Here is a 21,633-nt window from a genome sequence, read left to right as displayed (position 1 = left end):
AATGTGGCTTATCGCGGTATCCAGGCGGCGAACACATTGTGACGAGTTGTCAACTCCAGGGCGTGCACGACGAGGGTCAGTAGCGGTTCGTAAAAACCCTGTCCTTGAGCTGGAATCCCGGACATAAGGTCCCCTCACCCATGAACACCCACACTGCCCGCCGCATGGCTTGGGGATCTTTGAGCGCCTCGAAGTGGCTCTGCAGATCCGCGACGGTGGGCAGGATAGATTCCTTCCGGAAGCTGTCCCAGGTGCGCTCCGGGACAGCCGTCCAAAACGGCTCAGCCCTCACATTAGACGCAATAGGAATTGCCGTTCTTCTCGTGTGCTCCCCAATCGGCTTCAGTCTCATTTCTGACCCTACGACGAAATGTCAGGCCTATGGCTCATACTCTGCGCATGATCGAGATACGTCGGCTCTTTCCCCGCAAGTGGGAACCGTCAGATCCCCTCGTCGCCTTCAACAACGCGGACGGGCAGGTTGTCATAGCAGCGGCCATGGACCGGGGAAGCAACTCCTATTACGACCGCTACGGTTACCAGGTGTCCAAGGAGATCGTCCGCATCGACTGCAAGGAAGCGGGCCGTGAAGTCCCGGTCCAGCTCGTCGATGCCAGAACGCGATGCAACCACTTCCGCCATCAGGCCGGCGAGGTCCCCGACGGTCTGCGCCGCCACGGTGAAACTGCTGAGCACCTGCGCGGGAAGCGCTTCATCATTGACTGGGCCAGAGACCAGCAGCACATCCTTCCTTGGTCTGTCGAAGATGAGGCATGGATCGCCGGTGCCCGGCTGCGCAGCGACGTGGGAGCGACGGCAACCTCCAGCCGGCATCTGGCTGGCCTTCGAGGTCCAGCGCAAGGCGCTTGACCGCTTGGAGTGGGACCGCCGCCATGGCGGCTATCAGACGCCGGGCATCCATGACATGTGGCTGTGGTCTCCGAACCTTCCTGGCCTGGTCCTCGATCTGCCGCTGACCGGTGTCGTCCTGGACATGGCATATGAGTCCCTCGGTGTCATCGTGACCACATACTCCGGCAGCTACCGCCGCCCCTCGGCTGAGAGATACTTCTGCCTCCGCCCCGCTGTCCGAGTGGAGCCTGTCGGACGAAGGATCCCTGGTGCCTCCGCCCGGGATGTCTGAATTCATTGGGCACAAGCCGGAGTCGTCCCGGCTGGTACAGCTCAAGGCTCATCAGGAAGCGCTCGCCCGGCGGACAGAGCCACCCAGACCGCCGGTGGCGCCGGTGGAGCGGCGGGCTAACGCATTTAGTGAGTACCGGAGAGGCAGCAATCCGGGCCGGGTAATGGGACCCAGCGGAAGTGCGCCGTATTTCGACCCGGAACGTGAGGCGGAGGCCGTCGAACGCATCATGCGCAGCAAACGCTAGATCCTCCGCTCTCCCCGGCCTTCCGACTTCGGCGACGGCCAGCTCAGCTACGTCGAAGCCGAAAGCGCGACGTACGAGGTAGCAAAACAACAAGCCGAGGCCCAAATCCCGGAAGGATCCATAGCGATCGCGATCCGTACCGTATAGGCGGGAAGCGGAAGAGCGGCTTTCGCGCGGTTTGGCCGCCGGCCAGGGGAAGCTCATAGGGTTATGGCGAAGGTCGTATCCCGAGTGGTGTGCTGGACAGCGCATTGCGAGCAACAAGGGGACGGCCTTCATCTGTTCAATCACGTCGATTAGGTCTTCATGGTCCGACGTTACTGGCAGTCTTAGTCTATGAATCTGAACGAACGCATCACGGGGAAGCTCGACGCAGGTATTGATGCTGACGTGTTTGAGCGGTGTGCTGTGGCCCTAATTGCGAACCACTACGAGAACGTGGTGGGTATTGAAGGCGGCAGCGATGGAGGTCGCGACGGCGACATCATCGCCCCCATCGCTGACGATCCCGACTCTCGCGGAAGGATTTTGGTGACGACGGGCGAGTCCCTTAGTAATCTCAAGAGCAGCCATAGAACCTGGAAAAAGTTCTGGGATGCGGGCGAGACGTTCCGGGTAGACCAGCTTGTGATGATTACGTCTAGGACCCTTTCGGACACCAAGCGCCGCAACATCGAGACCTACTGCAAAACCAATGACCTCCCGGTGCCGCGCATATATGCAAGACAGTGGCTAGTTGATTCCCTGCGCCGCGACCCGGATCTTCGCGTTGAGCTGATCGGAGTCCACGGGCGCCTTGAAGCGCTGACAACGAAGGCACCCGAGCCTTCGTCATCGTTCACCGACCTGTTCGGACGGGACGAGGAGCTCGAGCACCTGCGCTCCGCGGTGATGCAGACGACCGATGTCTCATTAGTGGGCGTTCCAGGAGTTGGTAAGAGCCGCCTACTCGCTGAGCTCGAAGGTGGCGTGCACTTCATCGACCGCCTTGCCCGAAACCACCTTGCCGACGACCTGTTCGCCATAGAACCAACGACAGTCGTGCTAGACGATGCCCACCTTAATCGGGAGCTCCTTGAGCAGCTGGTCAGCATTCGTAGCAAGGAACGGTTCAGCTTCACGATAGTCGCCGCGACATGGCCCGGAACGGAGGCTCCGGTAGAGGCTCTGCTCAACAAGCCGACCCGGGTCGAGGTGGACCGCTTAGCCCGAGCGGCACTCGATCAAATGATCCAAGCGCTCGGAGTCCACGGCGTCCGTGCGCGTTCCCTGGTGCTCGAGCAGTCCGACGGCCGACCGGGCTGGGCGGCCATTCTTTCTCGTTTGGTCGTCAACGGTGCAGGCGACGACCTCGCAACCGGTCAATCGCTTCTTGACCAAGTCGCCGGCCTCGCTGCCGCTATTGCAGGCAACGCCGTACTCAATGACGCGCTGGCCTGCATCGCCGCACTCGGCGCAGCCTCCCTCGAGGACATTGAGATTATCGCAAGCCATGCTGGTGTCCCTTACGCCGACTTGATCGCCTGGCTCAACGTCACCGCTCAGGGAGGTCTCGTGGAGCGGACAAACGACAGGTGGTCTGTGCTCGCACCGCTCCGCTCACTGATCGTCGCGTCGACCTTCTTCGGGGCAAGAAGGCAAAGGAGTTGGGCCTCGTTCACCGCGAAGTTCCCCCACGACGAACGGCTGGACCGCACAGTCCTCAATCTTGCTAACGATGTTCCAGATGCAGGCGTCCGGGCGCTGGCGGATTCGTGGTTCGATGACATATCGACAAAGGAGATCCACGAGAACACGCTTGCCTTGGTCGAGGTCTACAGTGGCATCGATGAGACTTCGGCTGACCGCGCCGCCATCGTCGCCCGCGCTGTCCTTGATTCGCCTCGTGAGCCTCTGACCCTCTACGGCGGTCTCACCTACGACCCCTATGGCCCTGCAGCTGAGAAAATACTCCGCACCGCTTTCCGCCGGTCATGCTCTCGCGAGGCCACTCGCGGACTGCTCCACCTCGCAATCAGCGACGAGCGGCCGCGACACCAGCACCCCGACCACCCAATGCGGGTTATCCAGGACATGGCGCACTACCTCGACCCTGATCTAGGGCCCGTTGATACCTTGCGCGACCTCATCTTGAAATACACGTTGGAGTGGTTCGATGAAGATCCCAACGCGGCACGGTGGAAGGTGCTCGCAGAGGTCACGCATTACGTCTTCGACCCCCGGATTGAGGGCCACTGGAGTGATCCAAGCAGCCACCTCAGCCTCACCATGTCGCAGGGCGTGATGACGGCGGAGGCAATGAGATCACTGCTCGCACTCTGGAACATGATCGATTCCAGAGTCCGGGGGGAAGTAGCTTCGAGCATCACCCATCGGGCAGTGGCACAACTCTGCGAAATCTTTGATTCGTGGTCTGCAATTGCCGTAGGCATCACCAACCATGGGGGCGAGGCATCGACGGCGCACCGTGTTGTCGGCGCGAAGGGAGCCGAGCTGGTGCTCAGCACCCTGACGGTGCTGGCAGCACGCTTCACGGGGGTGCCGATTCGGGTCAACAAACGGCTCGCCCTCGTATCGATGTGGAATGGCGGCCCTACAACGCTGGCGGAGCTCCCGGTCGATGACGATTGCCTGGCACGTTTCGTGGGAGTGCGAGAACCCGATGACGACATCGACGTTTGGATGGCCGACCGTCGGGAGCAGTGGACGTCCCTGGCCCGTGACCTGGACAAGCTAACTGCTGCGGAAGGCGTCACTGAGTACAGAAGGCTTGTGGCCGAAGCATCGGTTCTCGGTGCCAATCATGAGGCCGCTTCATTCGCGGGCACGCTCGCCGAGCATGTGACCAACTCTGGCGCATGGCTGGAAGCCGCCATTAGGGCAATCGCCAGCCCCCTCGTTGCGCCGTTGATGACCAAGGCTCGCGCAGATGGTGCTGATGTCGATGATTTGGTTATGTCGGCAATCGCGGTCCCTGAGCTGCGACCCGAGGTTCTGCGCGCAATCACGCACGAAGACGGCGAACTGGATGATCTGGCCCACACTGTCATCGACGGTCTAACCGACGATGACGTGCCACTCATCGGCGACCTGTGGATCCATGAGTCGGTGACCCCCATCCTGCGTGAGTTACTCCTACACCCGCGCACGTCAGTACGAGCCCTCGCTGCCGTCACCTTCGGAAAGGGAGCACAAGGTCATGGACCGGAGTTGCCCGAGGAACTCAGGTCCGCCTGGCGGACAGCACTGGTCGAGGCCGCACCGGACCAGCTGCCGCAGCACTCAAGATGGCGCCTCGGCGAGATACTCAAGGACGCCGTCACCACGGATCCCGAGCTCTGCGCCGACTGGTTCATCGCAAACGCGGGAACGTCTGGGTTCTCCACGCGTGCGCACCGACTGGTGAAGTCATTCCCTGATGTGTTGAGGAACCTCCCGCAGGATCAAAAGCGGCGGATCGTTACGACCCTCGATGCCGAGACACTGATCCACAGTGGTTACGCAGGAGATGTGCTTGGTTCCGACGGGGAGCTTGCCAGCGATTTGCTCTTTGAGGGCGTTGTAGATGGAGAGGTTCTTCTCGGATCGATGTCAGGCTATCGCGATCACACCGTCGCGGCTCTCGCACCAGCTCTCGTGGCTGCACAGGTTCCTCCACGACGCATCGTTGCTAATGCCCTTCGAGGGGGCAACTGGACCGGGGACGAGTCGGATGCGATCCTCAGTGATCTCGAGTTCTTCGCAAACCTGCGCAAGCGGCAGCCCGAGCTTGACGAAGTCTGTGCCCTCGCAGCCGAAGAATTAGGCAGACAACTCGAGGCCGCACAGGCCAAGGAGAAGCAGGACCGACGCCATGGCTGGTAGAGATCCTGCAGATAGCTGCTTTCGACTAAAATACCCAATCTTCAGCGCCGATCCATCCAAGGCTTAATCCTAAACCGTGCCGATAACCAACTGCAGCGATTCCCTGTCGCCAAGTCTTATGAGCTCCCTTAAGATTCCTCTCGCTTCCTGTTCGTGGGGGCTGCTGAGCAAGGGTTTCGCTAGCTTCCTCGCTGGCTCCATCAGCCAATTTGTGTGGCGCTCGCTTTTGAATAGTCGCTCGCCCTTTAACAAATGGATCAGCACCCGAGCAGACTTAGAAGGTTCGTGTTCGAACGGAAGCGATTGCATTTCTATGAGGGCACGAGGGGTCGCTTGGCTGCCATCGGGGACCGGGCTTAGGAGAAAGAGCGGACAAAACTCAGCAAACGAATCTCTCGATATTAGGAGCCAAGCGGACATGGCTGCCGATTCCACGCCCGACATGGGAACTGGCAGCCCCTTGGCACGTCTTCTCCAGAACCCCGCCATCCGCCGCCGAGTCGGAGCATCGAGGCCAGGTTCAGATCGCCCGCAGGCAGAAATTAAGTCAATCCACTTGGCTCTTTCTAGGGGTGACAGGTTAACGATCAACGGGTCAGCCCATTTGACCGGTATAAGGCGTGACGAACCAAACGAGAAGAGCCGGGCGTGGTGACGCAAAAACAAGTCAAAGTAACTAGCGAGGTGTTTCCGTACCCAAGGAGCAGCGACGCGAACCACCCGAGATAGGTACGGTTCCATCTCTTTGGTCCAACTGTCCTGGCTCAAGAAACCGCTCCACATAAGAACTGCTTGGTTTGGGTAGCGATTCCAGTCCAGAAAAGGAAGTACGTTTGCGCGTGTCCACCCGTGTTCAACATGAGAAAGGAACGCCGCGAAGGCGCCGACCTGCACTAGGGTAGCGTCCAAACTTTGCGCCCCGTCGTCAAGAAACGCTCGCAGCTCCGAGGTCACAACTTCGTCGAGTTGCCGATATCCGTGACTAACAAGACTTCGCAGGCGGAAAAGGTATAAGAATACAAGCCCTCCACGCGGGTCTTGCATGCTTCGAAACGTGCTGTCTTCGGTCTCAAGTTCTGGAATCCACGGTGACTGCCCTGTGACGTCGCGCCACAGCGCAAAGACGCTGCGTAATTCGTACTCAATGACCGAAGCCGGGATCACTTTTGCACTGGACCTTTGCCAGGAGCTTTGGAGAAAAGATACGAGGGTCGGGACCAACAATTCCTTGTGCGGATGCGATCGAAGGCTTTGGAGGACGGGTGAGGCATCAGAAACGCCGTGGTCAGCGAGTCCGTCTAGCAGTTCTTCCCAAAGGCGAAGATTCCATACCTTCCGCCTTACAAAGGCGGATATGAGGCTATACGCCAAAGATTGGCTTTCACCTACCACTAGCCGAAGCTCGCTAAGCCATTCCTCATTGGGTTCATTTTCGTCTAGATTTGAGGCTTCATTCACGATCGTGTCCGTTGATGCGCCCTTAAGTAGCCCTGAAGGCTCGTAACCGTACACTTGGAGACCCGTAAATGGGTTCCAAGCGGGGCTTTTCGGTTTCTCAGCAGGGAACCCCGGATTCCGAAGGCGAATCTTTGTGAGTCCGGCAGCCGCAAAGTCGTCAGATGGATCGCTGCCGGTGAGCTGAAGCAACAAACTGTGGCGCGTGTAGTCCTCTAGGTGCTGTTTCCTTCCGCTTGCCCCGCTGCCCATCACCGCGTTAACGATTTCTGACTTAGAGGACGGCGATGCGTGGGGATACTTAGCCGCCAGAACGCGAACCATCTCCGGTTTCAGTCGATTATCGTAAAGCCAGCCCTTCAGGACCAGGATCTCTAATGCACTATCCGAGCTGAGGATTTCCGTTTCTGAGATTGCATCCAAGGCAAGGCGTCTGCACAGGGTGGACTCGCTGTCCAGCAAGATTTCCAGAACCGAATGCGCCGAGCGCGACCCTTCAGCACAGCTTGCCCTCAGTACATCTCTACATATGTCGACGAGAATGCCGATGCCGATCTTGTGGCTATCGACCTCGTCATAGTTGATCTTCGTGCGCGACAAACTCGCCCGGTCGTCGCGTCGATTACGGGGTTGGCTGTTTCGAAGCGCAAACGAAACCTGTTCAACATACGCAATGCATTGGACCAACAAACTGGAACGTTCTGCGCGCGACAACGGTTGAAGTTCGCTCCAGCCAGACCGAAGGTCATAGGTGTCGGCAGAGACCTCGAAATCGAGCACTAGTTCGCCGTCTCCCTCGGACAACAACGCCACCAGATCCGGGACAAACTTAGGATTGGGTCTGAGAAGCCAGCTAAGCAATCGGAGGGCACCGGCGCGATCCTTTGTTGAAACCTTGGAGAACAACTTCGACATATGTCCCAGGTACCGGCCGCTCGCCGGATGATCCATTAGCAATGTCAAGTAGTGGGAAGCCACGACAGGCTCCGGGTAATTGTTCCAAAAGGCAAGCCATACGGCTTGCCAGAGTGCATTTGACAAAGTCCCGCCGTGCTTGTGTATAAGACGAAGCAGCCCTGAGGGGTCCGAAGTCAGCAGTTCGCAGATCCAGCGTGCCCAGACCTCAGATTCTTCCGAGTCGGGTCGCATTGACTGCTCCCAGACACCGTCGATCATTGATCGATCGGTTAGCCAATCTATCCATTTGTCAGGCTGTGCGGCTTCCACGAACAACCGAAGTGTCTCTGCCTTGGTTATGTCCCGCCGAGTGGTGTAGATCTCAGCGGTTGCGCGTTGCTCCGGCAACGTAGGGGACTGCCCCGGGTTTGATTGACTCCTGACTTGTGAGGATTTACTCCTTGCAGCAAGGATGTTCACATGCCCAAGCCTTTCCCCGTTGAGTTCCGCCGCGACGTGGTCGCCGTGGCGCGGAAGCACGAAGCCCCGATCTCCCAGATCGCTAAAGACTTCGGGATTTCCGAAGCAACCCTGCACAACTGGCTGAAGAAGGCCGACATCCAGGAGGGCGCCCGTCCCGGTGTGACGGAGAAGGAAGCCGCGGAGCTCAGGGATGCCAGGAAGCGTATCCGGCTGCTTGAGCAGGAGAACGAGATCCTCCGCCGGGCAGCGGCGTTCTTCGCCCGGGAGCTGCCCCCAAAATGAAGTTTCCGCTGGTCCTTGACCTTGCCGCGGATGGGATTCCCGTCGCGGTGGCCTGCCGGGTGCTGGGGTTCTCTAAACAGGCGTTCTACGCGTGGAAGGCCGCGCCGGTCACGGAGCGTGACTGGTCCGATGCGCACCTGATCAACGCAGCGGTGGACGTCCATCGGGACGACCCTGCATTTGGGTACCGGTTTATCGCCGACGAGCTCGAAGACCAGGGTTTCAGCGCCGGGGAGAACCGGGTGGCGCGGCTGTGCAGCAGCCAGCAGATCTGGTCCGTGTTCGCCAAGAAGCGCGGTCTGACCCGCAAAGCCGGCCCGCCGGTGCATGACGACCACGTCAGGCGGGACTTCACCGCGACGGCGCCTGATGAGCTTTGGCTCACGGACATCACCGAGCATCGGACCGATGAGGGCAAGCTCTACCTGTGCGCCATCAAGGACGTCTACTCCAACCGGATCGTGGGCTACTCCATCGATTCCCGGATGAAAGCGTCTCTGGCCGTCTCGGCCCTCCACAACGCGATAGCACTCAGGGAGCCGGTAGGAACCGTGGTCCACAGTGACCGCGGATCCCAATTCCGCTCCAACGCGTTCGTGGGGACGCTGAAGGGCAACGGGCTGAAAGGATCGATGGGACGGGTCGGCGCGTGTGCCGACAACGCCGCGATGGAATCGTTTTTCTCGCTCCTGCAGAAGAACGTTCTGGACCGCCAGCGATGGTCCACGAGGGTGGATCTGCGCCTGGCCATCGTGACCTGGATCGAGAAGACGTACCACCGGAAACGCCGTCAGCGGCGCCTCGGACGGCTAACGCCGGTCGAGTTTGAGACAATGCATAGCGGCCTCAAAGCCGCCTAACAACACTAAACCCCGAGAGTCAACGAAATCCGGGGCAGTCCCTAGTGAGCCATCGTGCGATGGTCAGTGAGTACCGATCAAAGAACTCACAAAGGACACAAACACACGATGGCTCTAGACCAGTCTGCCCTGCTTGACCTCCTTGGCCAACTGAAACTCACCGATGTCTCCGATCGGATCCGTGCCGCGACCGAAACCCTGTACCAGCAGCTCATCGAGGCCGAGGCGACCGCGTTCATCGGCGCCGCCCCGTTCGAACGCTCCGAGGCACGGACCACACAGCGCAACGGGTCCCGGCCCAGGACCCTGACGACCACCGCCGGGGACCTGAACCTGAAGATCCCCAAGCTGCGGAACGGGTCGTTTTTCCCGGCTCTGCTGGAACGCCGCCGCCGCGTCGACCAGGCCCTCTACGCTGTCGTGATGGAGGCCTACCTGCACGGGGTCTCCACCCGGAAGGTCGATGACCTGGTCAAAGCGCTCGGGGCCGACACCGGGATCTCCAAGTCCGAAGTTTCCCGGATTTGCGAGGACCTGGACCACGAAGTCGGCGCGTTCCGGGACCGCGACCTCTCGGCCATGGACTACCCGTACGTGTTCCTCGACGCCACCTACTGCAAGGCCCGCGTCGGGCACCGCGTCGTGTCCCAGGCCGTCGTGGTCGCCTTCGGCGTGGCCGCGGACGGGCGCCGGGAAGTCCTGGGCTTCGACGTCGGCGACAGCGAGAACGAGGGATTCTGGACCGCGTTCCTGCGGTCCTTGAAGGCCCGCGGACTGGACGGAGTGAAACTGGTGATCTCCGACGCCCACACCGGCCTGAAGAAAGCCATCGGCACGGTGTTCCAGGGCGCGACGTGGCAGCGCTGCCGAGTGCATTTCATGCGCAATGTGCTCTCGACCGTGCCGAAGGGATCCCAAGACATGGTCGCCTCGATCATCCGCACCGCCTTCGCCCAGCCCGACGCCGGGCACGTGAACACCCAGTTCGACGAGGTCACCCGGATGCTTCTCAAATCCCACCCGAAGGTCGCCGCGATGCTCGGCGACGCACGGGACGACGTGCTCGCGTTCACTGGATTCCCGGCCAGGCACTGGCGCCAGATCTGGTCCACGAATCCCATGGAACGCGTCAACAAAGAGATCAAGAGACGCACCGACGTCGTCGGCGTCTTCCCCAACCCGGCTGCCCTTCTCCGGCTCGCCGGTGCGGTCCTCGTCGAGCAACACGACGAATGGGAAGCAGGCGACCGCCGCTACCTCTCCGAGGCCTCCATGACCGAACTCAAGGCCATGAACACGACCCCCGCCACGCCGATCGCGGAGGCGATTTTGCTTCCCGAACTCACGGCAGCATAATCAAATAACTGACCTGCACGGTGTCGAGAAAACTCCACCACTCAGCGGGACGTAACCCTCTGCCTTTGCGCAAATGCGACGAATATAGGTCTCATCGACCGCATTGAGCGGGAAGCCTGAGTCAACAATTTGGATGACCCTACGGAAATGTTCTATTGGGTCATCTGATGCTTGATCGACCATCGCGACAATTGCTTCTGGAAGGGCCCCGTGGTCAACCCCGGGCGGATACACGAGCGGGACGATGCCGAGAGCACGCCATGATGCCTCTCCTTCGGGTGCCGTGAACGCGTAGTGCTTGGACGCAGGAGGCAGTCCTCGCGTCAGATATCGCATTATCGTGTCATCGCCGCTGTATCCCACGAAGAGGACCGTGAAGTTCTCAAACATCTCCGTAAGGAACCGAGTCGCCCAGCCCCGGTTCACGTACGCGCGACCAAAATCACTATCGGTAAGTACCAGTTCCTGCCCTGGCCCCAGCGGCGCTTGTCCATGAAGGTGAACGATCCCAGTGAAGGCGTCGCCCAAAGGAAGAACGGGGGCGACGTACTCGGTGAATTTTAGGTCCAGGGACTTAAGAGCGCTCTGAAAACACTGATCATAGTTGGTCGTCACCAGTCGAAGGGTGGAGACCGACGCTAGGCTCGCGATTGCCATATGCAATGAGTTCGGCGATCGGCGTCTGACGCTAAGCAGGTCTTCGGTAAGTCTGTCGAGGTCAGTGCCGCAATATCCCTCTATCTGACCCAAATAGGCGTCAATCGGCTCGCCGTTCTTAAGGACGTGCGGGTAACCCACCCCAATAGCGAGCTGGCGAGCGAGTTCCTTGAAATTGGGCAGATTGGTGGGCGCGCCCATGGACGCCCCGGCGCCAGCGAACACCACAAGTCGGTCGTTCTGAAGCGCATCCAAAAGATCGCGTGGAACGGCGACCTGATCAGTCAGTGACTCCATTTCTTACCCTTCACCGCTCCCCTACTAAGCAGATTGTGCCCGTCGTGTTGTCAGCGGACGTGGATTCAGTCATGACTGCAACTCAACCTCAGAGAGGTCGATGCTAGGCAGTAGAAGCGACGAGGAGGTCGACGAGTGCGGCCGTGTCGCTGAGCAGTGTTGTGTTGTAGCGCTGCTCGACTCTGCCTTGACGCAGCCGGTGGACCCACTGCCTCTCCGTAACTACGACGTCGCAGTACACGGCCGCGACTGGCAGAGCAGCGATGTCGTTGAAGTCGTTTGGCTCCCACTTCTGTTGGGTCTGCCGAAGTTTGGATGAACGCATCACGTTTGTCACATATCGAGTGGGAAGATCATCGATGAACCTCACCAGTTCAGAGGGGGGCATCCGGTCGATGAAATCCTCCCAGGTCATCCCGATGCGCTCAAGGCCTTCGGTGACTGCTGTTCGGATGCCACCGAGGTCAGATGCGCGAACGGCCAGTTCGAGAAGGCCGCCGGATAACCTTTGGCCCCGGATCGCGGCCGCGATTGAGTTTTCGTAGTCGACGAATTGCTGCGCAAGTAAGACGTCGGATGGGTCGAATCCTGCTTTGCGCACAGTTTCGGGACCCGTGCGGAGCAGTTCTCGTTCACCAAGCCCGTTGTAGATCTGCTTAATCTGCACAATTGCGCCGGGCGTTATCTCTGTGATGCTGTCGGGCAACCTGTTGGGATCGAAAGACGGCCACGTCACTACGTCCGCGGTAATGTGTCGCAGTCCTGCACCGAACACGTGCACTTGCCGCGGCTGCTCCGTGCGTCCGAACCGGCGGTTGAGAGCCTGATCGACTTCTGCCGGAAGCAGCGCGTGCGGACGGGCCATGGTGTGTTGCTTCGAGAGCTCAAGCATGAGGTCGGCAACCTCGATCCTAGAGCGGTCATCGCGACGCTTCCCGGTCTCAAGATACCGATAGATGTCGAGCGGAAACGATGCAGTGCCGGAAGCGGCGGCGGCGCGGGCCGATCCCAGCGCGTCAACGAACCGTGCTCCATCGCGATGGCCCGTCGCCGCCCTTGCTAGATCGATCCACTTGTTCTGGTCTAGATACACACGAAGCACAGTTAAGCTTCCTCCTCCGACGGCGGCGCCTCGGTGGAAGCAGGGAGCACCGGCTGCGTCACCTGCTCGGTCATGTACCACTCGCGCGGGATAAGAGCGACACCGTCACGCCATGTCTCGATGATCGACTCGTGGAACCATTCGTCGGCGAAGTCCGCGTGGTCGAACGCGATGATCTGAAGTTGACCGTTGAGTTGGGTGACGGCGTCAAACATCATCCGATACAGCTTCCGAGTGTTGTCACGATCGGTGTCGGACAGTTCGGCAAGGTCCCCCCCGCTCTCTCGGTCTCGGGGGAAGCTTGGCTGGGCTGATCGAGGACGATGAAGCGGGGAACTGGTCGGTTCGCGTCAATGAAGTAGTCCTGCAGGGCCAGGTAGGCGGTGAGGTGGTAGCCGACCCAGCTCATGCCGCTGCCGATGGCTCCGGCATCCATGTAGGCCGGGCCCTGGAGAGTGTCGGCCACGACCGTGAGGCGGTAGGGATCGATCCGTACACCGTGGTCGGAGTGTTCGAGCGGCAGAGCCTGTGCCAGTGCGGTCATGCGTCGACCCACGATGTTGAGGAGAGAATCCATCGCTGAGCGAAGTGCGTCAGGATCCAGCTCTTCGGTGAGTTGCGCGGCATTGTCTTCGAGGGCTTTAATCGCACGTTCCAGGTTCCCGATGGTGCCGTCACTCTCCACCGTGGTCGTGTCAAGATATTGAGCGATGCGGCCGCGAACGAAACTCTGCTGATCCCACGTGCGCTGCGCACCCGCCCGGATGTCATCGGTATTCGCGAGCTCATCGAGCGCCGTGTTGATGTCCGTCAGGTCTCCTCGCACCCGGTCGCGTGCCTGGATGAGCTCGGTGCGCGCTGCGGTGATGCGCGGCTGGTCACGCTGGGCAAGTTCGATGCGGCGCGCGACACGGCCCAAACTGTGCCCGATTGCGTCGTGGGCGCCGGTATCCGTCAGGGCGGTCTGGCAGACCGGACAGCTGGCCTCCACATCCGTCGAGTCCGGGATGAGGCCGATGGATGCGAGCCTGACACGGTGCTCATTGAGTTCTGCACTGTACTCAGTACCGACCCGCGCAAACTCGTCGAGACCACGGAGCTTGTCGTGGATATCCCGCAGCGCACTGCGTAGCTCTGCGCGACGGGCGATGAGGCTCTCTGTCTCTGCGTCACTATCAACCTCGTCAGCATGCGTCGGCGGTTGCTCTGCGCCATGAACCGCCGAGAGGAGCGCGATCGCCTCGCCGGCGTCGCCAGGCATAGTGTCGACAGGCAGCAATCCATTGGCCCGAGCGTCAGCGATGAGTCCTGCCGCACGTCCCACTCCCAATTCCCGGGCGGAGTGGGCCTCGGCAAGACGCGATTCCTGGCGCCGGATGTCACGGCGGAGCTCGGAGAGCTGCTCACGTTTGCGGAGCGCATCCGGGCCCTGAGCGCCGAGGAAGTAGGGAAAGGTATCCCGGATCGTTTGCTTCTGGAAGTCGCGGTTCTGGTGGTGGAAAGGGAGGTCGGGGTTTGCAACTTCCCCCTGCCCTTGGAAGCTGTAGTAGAGCGAGTGCCGGAAATTCGCGGCAAGAGCTCGGCGGGTCCGCCCTTCGGCAGGCACGTGCAGGTTCTCTTCGATCCCGATCAGTCCGCCAAGGTAGTCGACGAGGTCGGTGGTGTTGGCATTGGGTTCGAGGGCCGTGAGCTCTGGGATCGCGCTTTCGCCAATCGAGAGCATCACGTGAGATGTTGTCACCCCGTGAGGGGGTGCCGGACGTCCGATGAAGAACTGTGTTTTGCCAACATGCGCGAGGAGCCCGTACCAGGTGACGGTGTCCTGGATCGGGCCGAGTGGGACGTGCGGGCTGTCGCCGCCGAGGAGGAACCGGAGGATGCCAATTATGCTGCTCTTCCCAGTGCCGGACTCACCCGAGATGAGGTTGAGCCGTCCCGGTCGGAAGCGGATCTGACGGATGTCACCATCAGCGTTGTATAGGATGAGCGCATCGAGTTGCATCAAGGTTTGACTCCCCAGTGAGCGAGGGTGGTGGCTTCGTCAGCCTCGGATCCTCCGAACCAGCGTCCGAGGAACTCGGCGGCTTTCACACAGTCCGTCCAATCATCGGTTGGGAAGAGTGTGCGCGGGCGGCGGGCGAGCTTCCCTGCAGCTATAGATCCGAGCGAGCCAGTGAGGACGGTGCGCTGCAGCCCATACCTGATCGCGGCCCCGGTGAAGGTGCGGAATGTGCGGGCTCGGTTGGCGAAGTCCATGAGAATGACCGGGTTGCTTCGGAGCCACGCCCACATCGATGAGGCGGTCGTGCCGGGTAACGCTTCTCGCGTGGGTTTGTGCAGAGCGCTGGGCAGGATGAGGAACGCAAATGTGATCGGCATCGCGGCGCCCGCTTTCGCTTCATACGCGGCGCATGCCCTATTGAGCAGGAGGGCGCAGAACGCAGGGTTGAAGAGTGTGCTGGTCTCTGAGTCCGGAGCAGTGATGGGCGTGGTGATACTCATGCGACATCCTGCACTTCGGCAATGCGGTGCCTCAGGAGGTTGAGCCAATCCGGATGCCAGCCGATTTGCAAACGATCGGCGAGGATGTGCAACGAGCCGAGCGGAATGTAGCCGGATCGGACCTCGGCGCGGATCTCCGGCAGGGTGCGTTCCTGGAGTCGCGCGTACGTGGTTCGCGCGAACTTTCGCTTCTCGTCATCGCTGACCACGTCGTCCCCGTCCGGCTCCTCCAAGGGGAGGAACGCACGTTTCCATTCCTCAATCAGGCGCCGGTCGTAGGAGTCGAGTTCGCCGATCGCGAGCAGCTGCTCGCGTTGCCACCGGGACCGCTGCAGGAAGGCTCGATTGTGGTCGTATACAGCCTGCCGAATGCGTTCATGGTGCAGGAGGATGACCTGCAGCTGCTCGACGAAGACCCGGTCGTCTCCCGCGACCTCGTCTGGGGTCGGTTCGCGTTCGTTGTCATAGTCCAGCGGTAGATTTTCGTCTCGGAGCGACTGAGCGATCAGGTGCAGCTGATCTTCGATCTCTCGGATATCTATCCAGTCGGCTTCACCTCGGGTGACCTTGGTGAGGTGCACCATCGTGCGCCCGTGCCACCATCCCCGCAAACGATCGACAAGAGGTTGGCGACGTTGCTGCACCGTGGTCTTGCGGACGGTAGCGACGAGTTGCTCGGTGATCCGTTCACCAGTAGCCGCTGCACCGAGCACGACGACCCTGTTCAGCAGCTCTGTCCTTTGCAGGTCGTTCAGGGCGAGGTACCTCGTGTAGTAATCGGCGGATGCCGCGTTGCCAGCGGCACGAGCGACGACGTCGAGTTTCTCTCGGGCAGCGAGCACATGCTCGCTGCTACGGCCTGGACCGAGCAGGCTTGCGGCTGTGCCAGGTTTTGGGGTCGCCGTCGAGTAAAGGAAACATGCGGAGCGGTCGTCAGATGTCTCGGTCCAGTTGTGCAGCGTTTTCCAGAGGTCCGGACATGCATCGCCGAGAGAGCCCTGCCGCTCAACATGATGCTTGGTTTGCCACAATTCCTGTGGCTGTCCCTCCACCTCGAAGGCGATATCGTCCACGGTTTCGAGAGACAGCCGAAGGCTATCCTCGGTATCCAATCGTTGCAACGCGATAAGCAGGGCGTATTCGACCTGGGCGAGATACCCGAGCGCCGCGCCTGCGGCGCTGAATCGGTTGCTCTCGGCGATGCTCATGACTTTACTTTAGCGACTGTTCTGCTAGGTCATCGGTGCCTTCCCGGTCGAAGGCGTTTAATCCGGAATTCTCCACTTTCGGCGCCAAGGCCGTGGGGATCACGGAGACTGTGCACATCTGATCGGAGATCGCTTCCTTCGCGGTGTCGATACACCTTCTACGATGGGGCGGCTGTCATACTGGTCTACGATTTCGCGTCTTTCTGTGCTCGGGCATATCACGGTCTGCGAAGTCACGGCCGGCATCGCGGACCGCTGCATCGACGACTGGGAGCCGTCTCATTCCGCCTCCACGCCGAAGAACACCGTGAGGCTCTACACCCGGCGGATATCGCATGATTTACAGGCTGTGTGCCTCGCGTGATCGTGCAATTCCGGGGTGACGCATCGGCAATCCCCGACTACTAGCGAGCGAATTCCGAGAGTTGAGTGCAATTGAGGCCGCTTGTCTCAAGTGGATGCTATTAGACGATCAGCGCACGTCATGCCAAGGCCTGCGACTGCTTCAGCGACCCGGCAATTCGTGTAGATTACTTCCGTCTCTGCTTCATCCGATGCGATGCAGACGCTGAGTACCAAGGCGCGGAACTCGAGTAGCTGGTCGGCAGCGGCCGCGCGGGCCTGAAGGCCGCCGCCTCTGTGCCGTCGGTTGCATCGATTGACCGTTATGACCATTCAACACAGTCACGGAATGCACCTGTCGAGCCTGTTTCATCGCTAGATTAATAGGTGTGACCAACGATCGTGAATTGGACCCGGAAGATCTATGGAGCGAGTTTCCTGAAAGCAACGTGGTCGGAGATACGGCCTTAGCCGCAGGCAAAGGGGTCTTATCGCTGATCCCCGGGGGTGGCCTGTTAGCTGAAACCGTCGGAGCTGCTGTTGCTGCGAAGGCACGCGAACGCGATGAGGCGTTTTGGAGACTCGTAGTAGGGTGCCTTGTTCAGCTTGGCCAAAAAGTCGAAAGCCTCCTGAACGAGAACGTGACTGAGGACGAGGACTTTGTTGCGTACGCGCACCGACTCCTGCGCGCGTCCCAGGAAACGGCCGATCCTGTGAAAAGAGAACTTCTTGCCAAAGCTTTAGCGAAATCAGGCTCGTGGTCTGATCTAGCCACGTCTCAGAGAGATAGATTTACCTCGCTCATTTCCCGCTATTCGATGCTGCACATCACCTTGCTCAACTTTTTCGCCAATCCGTCGGCTTGGCTGCAGAAAAACAGTGCAGAAGATGCAATTGGGATGACGGACAATCTCGGTCACGTCATCAGGGACCACGTCATAAATGGGGATCCGGTCTATCCGGGAGAAGTCCTCCGAGTGATTGCCGAGCTTAACCGAGATGACCTGACCGACATCCCAAGCTTGACCACGGCCATGACGTCCAACGGAACATTCTCACCGCGTATAAAGGCTCTGGGCCGCGAATTCCTCGATTTCATACAATTGGACTCCTGAGATACACTGTCCGCTTCAAACCGTGGAACTGTCGCATTCAAGCGGGGGTCAATTCTCCCGCTAGAGACTCAAAGTAGACCGACCCGGCGCGGTGCGTCGCTCCCGCGACATCGCAGGGTACCGGGACCCAATCTATTACTTGCCATCGTGCTTTTACTTGCCGTCGTCGACACCGACACCGTCGCGTGCATCGAACCGGGACACCTTCATCACCCAACGCTGACGGCTGGACCAATTGCTTCAACAGCGTCTTTGGCCTGTTCACACTACTCGGCGGGAAGAAGGTCAACGCCCGATTCTTGCATCTAGGGACGGGCGAGGGCACGCTCTCATACGTGGCGTAAGGCAGGAGCTTTGGTACCGGGTGCGGGCAGTCGGATAGCCAGTCGTTGCTGATCTCGGTGGCTTTGGCGGCATGGAGAACGAGCAGGGTAGCGCGGGCCGAGCCGGTGATTTTTGCGTAAGCGAGGGCGGTTTCGCCGATAGTCTCGGTGTGCTCTAGAAGCGGCAACAGATGTGCGGAGGTGACGTTGCTGAGCTCACCGACGCGTTCGCCGTCGAGCCGGACTTCGACAAATGGACGCTCGGTACCGTTCTTGAGAGTGTGGATCGCCTTGTGCAGGCTGACCAGCAGGAGGCCGGCCCCTTCCGGTGGCACGTGGTTAAAAAGATGTCGAACGTCCCGTGGATGAGCGATGAGGTCACCAGAGGCGAGTTCGAGGCCCCTGCTGCAGACGGCGTCGATGCTGCTGACCTGTTCAAAGCAGTCTTCTTCAGCGGTAGTTGAGCGCACGGAACGAAACCCGCACGGGAAGCGGTGCCCCAAGAAGTCACTTCCTGAGACCCGTCCTAGCGAGACGCACTTTCTGAGACCCGGTCCCCTGCATGGAGCCGAAGGTCGGGTTTCGTCCCGTTTGGGAGCCCGGCGTTGCCGTTGACCTGGTGGCGAGGACCATCTCTTTGCAGGGTCCTGTTGCGCCCGGCCGAGAATCCGCTCGGCAGGTTCGAATTCGGCGGCAGGCGGGGTGCCAGGCCGGTCGAAGACGGCATGTTGCCGTACACGCTCGCCGACGTTTGCGGGAAGAGCCGAATGGCTATGAGCCGCTGCAGGTTCATGCTCCCCGAAAATGTCAGAGGCTACTGCTAGCTTGCGCATGTGTACATCTTCCGGATGAATATGGCAGTTTGGTTCAGGACCGGCGTGACGGCTTGAACCAGGACCACCCACGACTCGCCGGTTGCTTGTGACGGTTTGAGTCAGGACCACCACCAGTCTTGTTTTCATCTGATGAAAACGAGCATTGGGAGGTCCGGATGAGGGTGCGCATGGAGCTGTTTGCCAAGATCCGCAGGGATGCCCGCGTTGAGGGTTTGTCCATCCGTGGTCTGGCAAAGAGGTATCAGATCGGCAGAGACACTGTCCGGCAGGCATTGTCCGATCCTCTCCCACCGGCCAGGAAGACTCCCGTGAGGTCATCGCCCCGGTTGGATCCGTTCAAGCCCGCAATCGATGCCATGCTGACCGAGGACACGACGGCGCCCCGAAAGCAGCGCCACACCGCCCGCAGGATCCTGGCCCGGCTCATCGAGGAGCACGGCGCGGAGGAGCTGTCGTATTCCACGGTGCGTGACTATGTGCGGGTCCGCCGGGCCCAGATCGATGTGGAGGCCGGCCGCCGGGTTGAAGCGTTCGTCCCTCAGGAACACGCGCCGGGCGCTGAGGCCGAAGTGGACTTCGGGGAACTCTGGGTGGTCCTGAACGGGGTGAAGACGAAGTGCCACATGTTCATCTTCCGGCTGTCCTACTCGGGCAAGGCCTTCCACAGAATTTACCCGACCCAAGCGCAGGAAGCCTTTCTGGAAGGCCACATCGAGGCGTTCAACGAGATCGGCGGCGTGCCGGTCAGACACATCCGCTATGACAACCTCACCAGCGCGGTCACTGCCGTGGTGTTCGGACAGGGCCGGCAGCGCCAGGAAAACGACCGATGGGTGCTGTTCCGCTCGCACTACGACTTCGACCCGTTCTACTGCCAGCCCGGCATCGCCGGGGCGCACGAAAAAGGCGGCGTCGAGGGAGAAGTCGGTTGGTTCCGCCGCAACAGACTTTCACCCATGCCGGTCGTTGAATCACTCGATGAGCTCAATGACCGGATCCGGGCATGGGAGGCCTCGGACGATCGGCGGCGGATCAATGAGAGGATTCGCACCATAGGCCAGGATTTCGCGGCCGAGCAGCCGTTCCTGGCACCGCTGCCGGCAGAAGAGTTTGATCCGGGCCTAGTCCTGAACCCCAGGGTGGACCGGTCTTCGATGGTGACGGTGCGGATGGTGAAGTACTCCGTTCCGGCACGGTTGATCGGCAGGAGGGTCCGGGTCTCGTTGCGGGCGTCGGAGGTCGTGGTGTTCGACGGCCGTGTCGTAGTAGCCAGGCATCAGCGGATAGTCGCCAAAAACGGGCAGTCCGTCCAACTGGATCACTACCTCGAGGTCCTCAAAACCAAGCCGGGCGCCCTTCCTGGATCCACCGCGCTGGCCCGGGCGCGGGAGTCTGGGGCGTTCACCAGCGCCCATGAGGCGTTCTGGGCTGCCTCCCGCCGGGTCAACGGCGACGCTGACGGCACGCGTGAACTCATCGACGTCCTGCTGCTCCACCGTTCGATGGACGCCGGCGACATCCAGGCCGGGATCACTGCGGCGCTCGGCGTCGGTGCCGTCAGTGCAGATGTCGTCGCGGTCGAGGCCCGCAGGCACGCAACGATCGCTTCCGGGAGTGGGCCCCGTCCAGACCGCCATCCCGGTGCTCACGACGACGTGAATGTGCGACGGGTTGTCAGTCTCACCCAGCGCCGGCTCATGGACCCGGCCGCGGTCATCGCCGGACTCCCGCCGGACAGCCGGCCCCTGCCATCGGTCAGCGTCTATGACGAGCTGCTGGCCAAACGCGCCGAACATCCCACCCAGGACAACACGTCGAAGGAGAACATCTCATGAGTCCCACCACACCGGCCACCACCATCACTCCCACCTTGCGCCGGCGGCGTGGACTGACCGAGCAGGCGGCGGTCGCGGCCGTGGACCAGGCATGCCGCCGGCTGCGCTTGCCCACGGTCCGCGCGGTCCTAGACGAAGCCCTGACGGTCGCCGGGAAGGAACAGCTGAGCTATCAGGGCTTCCTGGCCGAGCTGCTTCTGGCCGAGTGTGATGACAGGGACCGGCGCTCCTCGATCCGCCGCGTCAAAGCCGCGAATTTTCCCCGGGACAAATGGCTTGGGGACTTCGACTTCGACGCGAACCCGAACATCAACCCCGCCACCATCCACACCCTCGCCACCGGGGACTGGATCCGCAAAGGTGCACCCCTCTGTCTGATCGGAGACTCCGGCACTGGCAAATCCCACCTGCTCATCGGGCTCGGAACCGCCGCGGCCGAGAAAGGCTACCGGGTCAAATACACCCTGGCCACCCGGCTCGTGAACGAACTCGTCGAAGCCGCCGACGAGAAGGTCCTGGCCAAAACCATCGCCCGCTACGGCCGGGTCGATCTGCTTTGTATCGATGAGCTTGGCTACATGGAACTGGACCGCCGCGGCGCCGAGCTCCTCTTCCAGGTCCTCACCGAACGGGAAGAGAAAAATTCCATCGCGATCGCTTCCAATGAGTCATTTTCGGGCTGGACGAAGACCTTCACTGACCCCAGGTTGTGCGCCGCTATCGTGGACCGGCTGACCTTCAACGGCGCCATCATCGAAACCGGCACGGACTCCTACCGTCTCGCCCACACCATCGCCCAACAGGTAGCAGGCTAACCCGACCCTGTGT

The 21,633-nt window shown here is 60.6% G+C and carries 15 protein-coding genes and 1 pseudogene; 10 read left to right on the top strand and 6 right to left on the bottom strand.

Annotation, left to right across the window (positions count from 1 at the left end; genetic code table 11):
• Nucleotides 1–399 precede the first annotated feature (399 nt).
• The 3 genes from OIT41_RS08680 to OIT41_RS08670 all read left to right on the top strand — a co-directional run bounded on the left by OIT41_RS08680 (nucleotide 400) and on the right by OIT41_RS08670 (nucleotide 5,255).
• Entirely contained in the window at nucleotides 400–870 is a 471-nt protein-coding gene (locus tag OIT41_RS08680; RefSeq protein WP_264637802.1) for a hypothetical protein, read from the top strand.
• A gap of 4 nt (nucleotides 871–874) precedes the next feature.
• Nucleotides 875–1,144, top strand: coding sequence for a hypothetical protein (locus tag OIT41_RS08675; RefSeq protein ID WP_264637801.1), 270 nt, complete (start codon nucleotides 875–877; stop codon nucleotides 1,142–1,144).
• Between the two features lie 583 nt (nucleotides 1,145–1,727).
• Nucleotides 1,728–5,255: an ATP-binding protein gene (locus OIT41_RS08670; protein ID WP_264637800.1), complete on the top strand. Its 3,528-nt coding sequence runs from the start codon at nucleotides 1,728–1,730 to the stop codon at nucleotides 5,253–5,255.
• A gap of 69 nt (nucleotides 5,256–5,324) precedes the next feature.
• On the opposite strand, the gene OIT41_RS08665 is transcribed toward OIT41_RS08670, so the two are convergent.
• The gene (locus tag OIT41_RS08665; protein WP_264637799.1) at nucleotides 5,325–7,937 is read right to left on the bottom strand and encodes a hypothetical protein; all 2,613 of its coding nucleotides are present in this window, start codon (nucleotides 7,935–7,937) and stop codon (nucleotides 5,325–5,327) included.
• Nucleotides 7,938–8,087: 150 nt separating this feature from the next.
• Here OIT41_RS08665 and OIT41_RS08660 point away from each other — a divergent pair.
• Both OIT41_RS08660 and OIT41_RS08655 read left to right on the top strand, forming a co-directional pair.
• Nucleotides 8,088–9,232 (top strand): IS3 family transposase gene (locus OIT41_RS08660; RefSeq protein ID WP_264636635.1). Its coding sequence is split into 2 segments (ribosomal slippage): nucleotides 8,088–8,361 and nucleotides 8,361–9,232, totalling 1,146 coding nucleotides; the frame shifts between segments, so codons are not numbered across the junction.
• A gap of 108 nt (nucleotides 9,233–9,340) precedes the next feature.
• Complete coding sequence (locus tag OIT41_RS08655) at nucleotides 9,341–10,588, top strand: IS256 family transposase (protein WP_241711089.1); 1,248 nt, start codon at nucleotides 9,341–9,343, stop codon at nucleotides 10,586–10,588.
• On the opposite strand, the gene OIT41_RS08650 is transcribed toward OIT41_RS08655, so the two are convergent.
• The 5 genes and pseudogenes from OIT41_RS08650 to OIT41_RS08630 all read right to left on the bottom strand — a co-directional run bounded on the left by OIT41_RS08650 (nucleotide 10,589) and on the right by OIT41_RS08630 (nucleotide 16,354).
• Nucleotides 10,589–11,542 (bottom strand): SIR2 family protein, encoded by a 954-nt coding sequence (locus OIT41_RS08650; protein ID WP_264637798.1) that lies wholly within the window; start codon nucleotides 11,540–11,542, stop codon nucleotides 10,589–10,591.
• A 103-nt stretch (nucleotides 11,543–11,645) separates the two neighbouring features.
• A complete protein-coding gene (locus tag OIT41_RS08645) occupies nucleotides 11,646–12,644 on the bottom strand; it encodes a hypothetical protein (RefSeq protein WP_264637797.1) in 999 nt (332 codons plus the stop codon).
• Nucleotides 12,645–12,646: 2 nt separating this feature from the next.
• A pseudogene (locus OIT41_RS20960) lies at nucleotides 12,647–14,646 on the bottom strand (DUF3732 domain-containing protein).
• On the bottom strand, nucleotides 14,646–15,146 hold the full coding sequence (locus tag OIT41_RS08635; protein ID WP_264637796.1) for a three component ABC system middle component: 501 nt from the start codon (nucleotides 15,144–15,146) through the stop codon (nucleotides 14,646–14,648). Before OIT41_RS08635 ends, OIT41_RS20960 begins: the two are co-directional and overlap by 1 nt.
• The gene (locus tag OIT41_RS08630) at nucleotides 15,143–16,354 is read right to left on the bottom strand and encodes an ABC-three component system protein (protein WP_264637795.1); all 1,212 of its coding nucleotides are present in this window, start codon (nucleotides 16,352–16,354) and stop codon (nucleotides 15,143–15,145) included. Before OIT41_RS08630 ends, OIT41_RS08635 begins: the two co-directional genes overlap by 4 nt.
• A gap of 205 nt (nucleotides 16,355–16,559) precedes the next feature.
• Here OIT41_RS08630 and OIT41_RS08625 point away from each other — a divergent pair, with 205 nt between their 5' ends.
• The 5 genes from OIT41_RS08625 (at nucleotide 16,560) to istB (ending at nucleotide 21,620) form a co-directional block, all read left to right on the top strand.
• Entirely contained in the window at nucleotides 16,560–16,718 is a 159-nt protein-coding gene (locus OIT41_RS08625) for a hypothetical protein (protein WP_264637794.1), read from the top strand.
• Between the two features lie 367 nt (nucleotides 16,719–17,085).
• The gene (locus OIT41_RS08620) at nucleotides 17,086–17,811 is read left to right on the top strand and encodes a hypothetical protein (RefSeq protein WP_264637793.1); all 726 of its coding nucleotides are present in this window, start codon (nucleotides 17,086–17,088) and stop codon (nucleotides 17,809–17,811) included.
• Nucleotides 17,812–18,325: 514 nt separating this feature from the next.
• A complete protein-coding gene (locus OIT41_RS08615) occupies nucleotides 18,326–18,598 on the top strand; it encodes a hypothetical protein (protein WP_264637792.1) in 273 nt (90 codons plus the stop codon).
• Nucleotides 18,599–19,125: 527 nt separating this feature from the next.
• On the top strand, nucleotides 19,126–20,805 hold the full coding sequence (gene istA / locus OIT41_RS08610; RefSeq protein ID WP_264637791.1) for an IS21 family transposase: 1,680 nt from the start codon (nucleotides 19,126–19,128) through the stop codon (nucleotides 20,803–20,805).
• A complete protein-coding gene (istB, locus tag OIT41_RS08605) occupies nucleotides 20,802–21,620 on the top strand; it encodes an IS21-like element helper ATPase IstB (protein ID WP_264637790.1) in 819 nt (272 codons plus the stop codon). Before istA ends, istB begins: the two co-directional genes overlap by 4 nt.
• The last annotated feature ends 13 nt before the right edge of the window (nucleotides 21,621–21,633 follow it).

The sequence above is a fragment of the Arthrobacter sp. YA7-1 genome (assembly GCF_025960325.1).
Lineage (GTDB): Bacteria > Actinomycetota > Actinomycetes > Actinomycetales > Micrococcaceae > Arthrobacter > Arthrobacter bambusae_A.
Note: the sequence above shows the minus strand (reverse complement) of the source record. Positions and strands in the feature narration are given on the sequence as shown.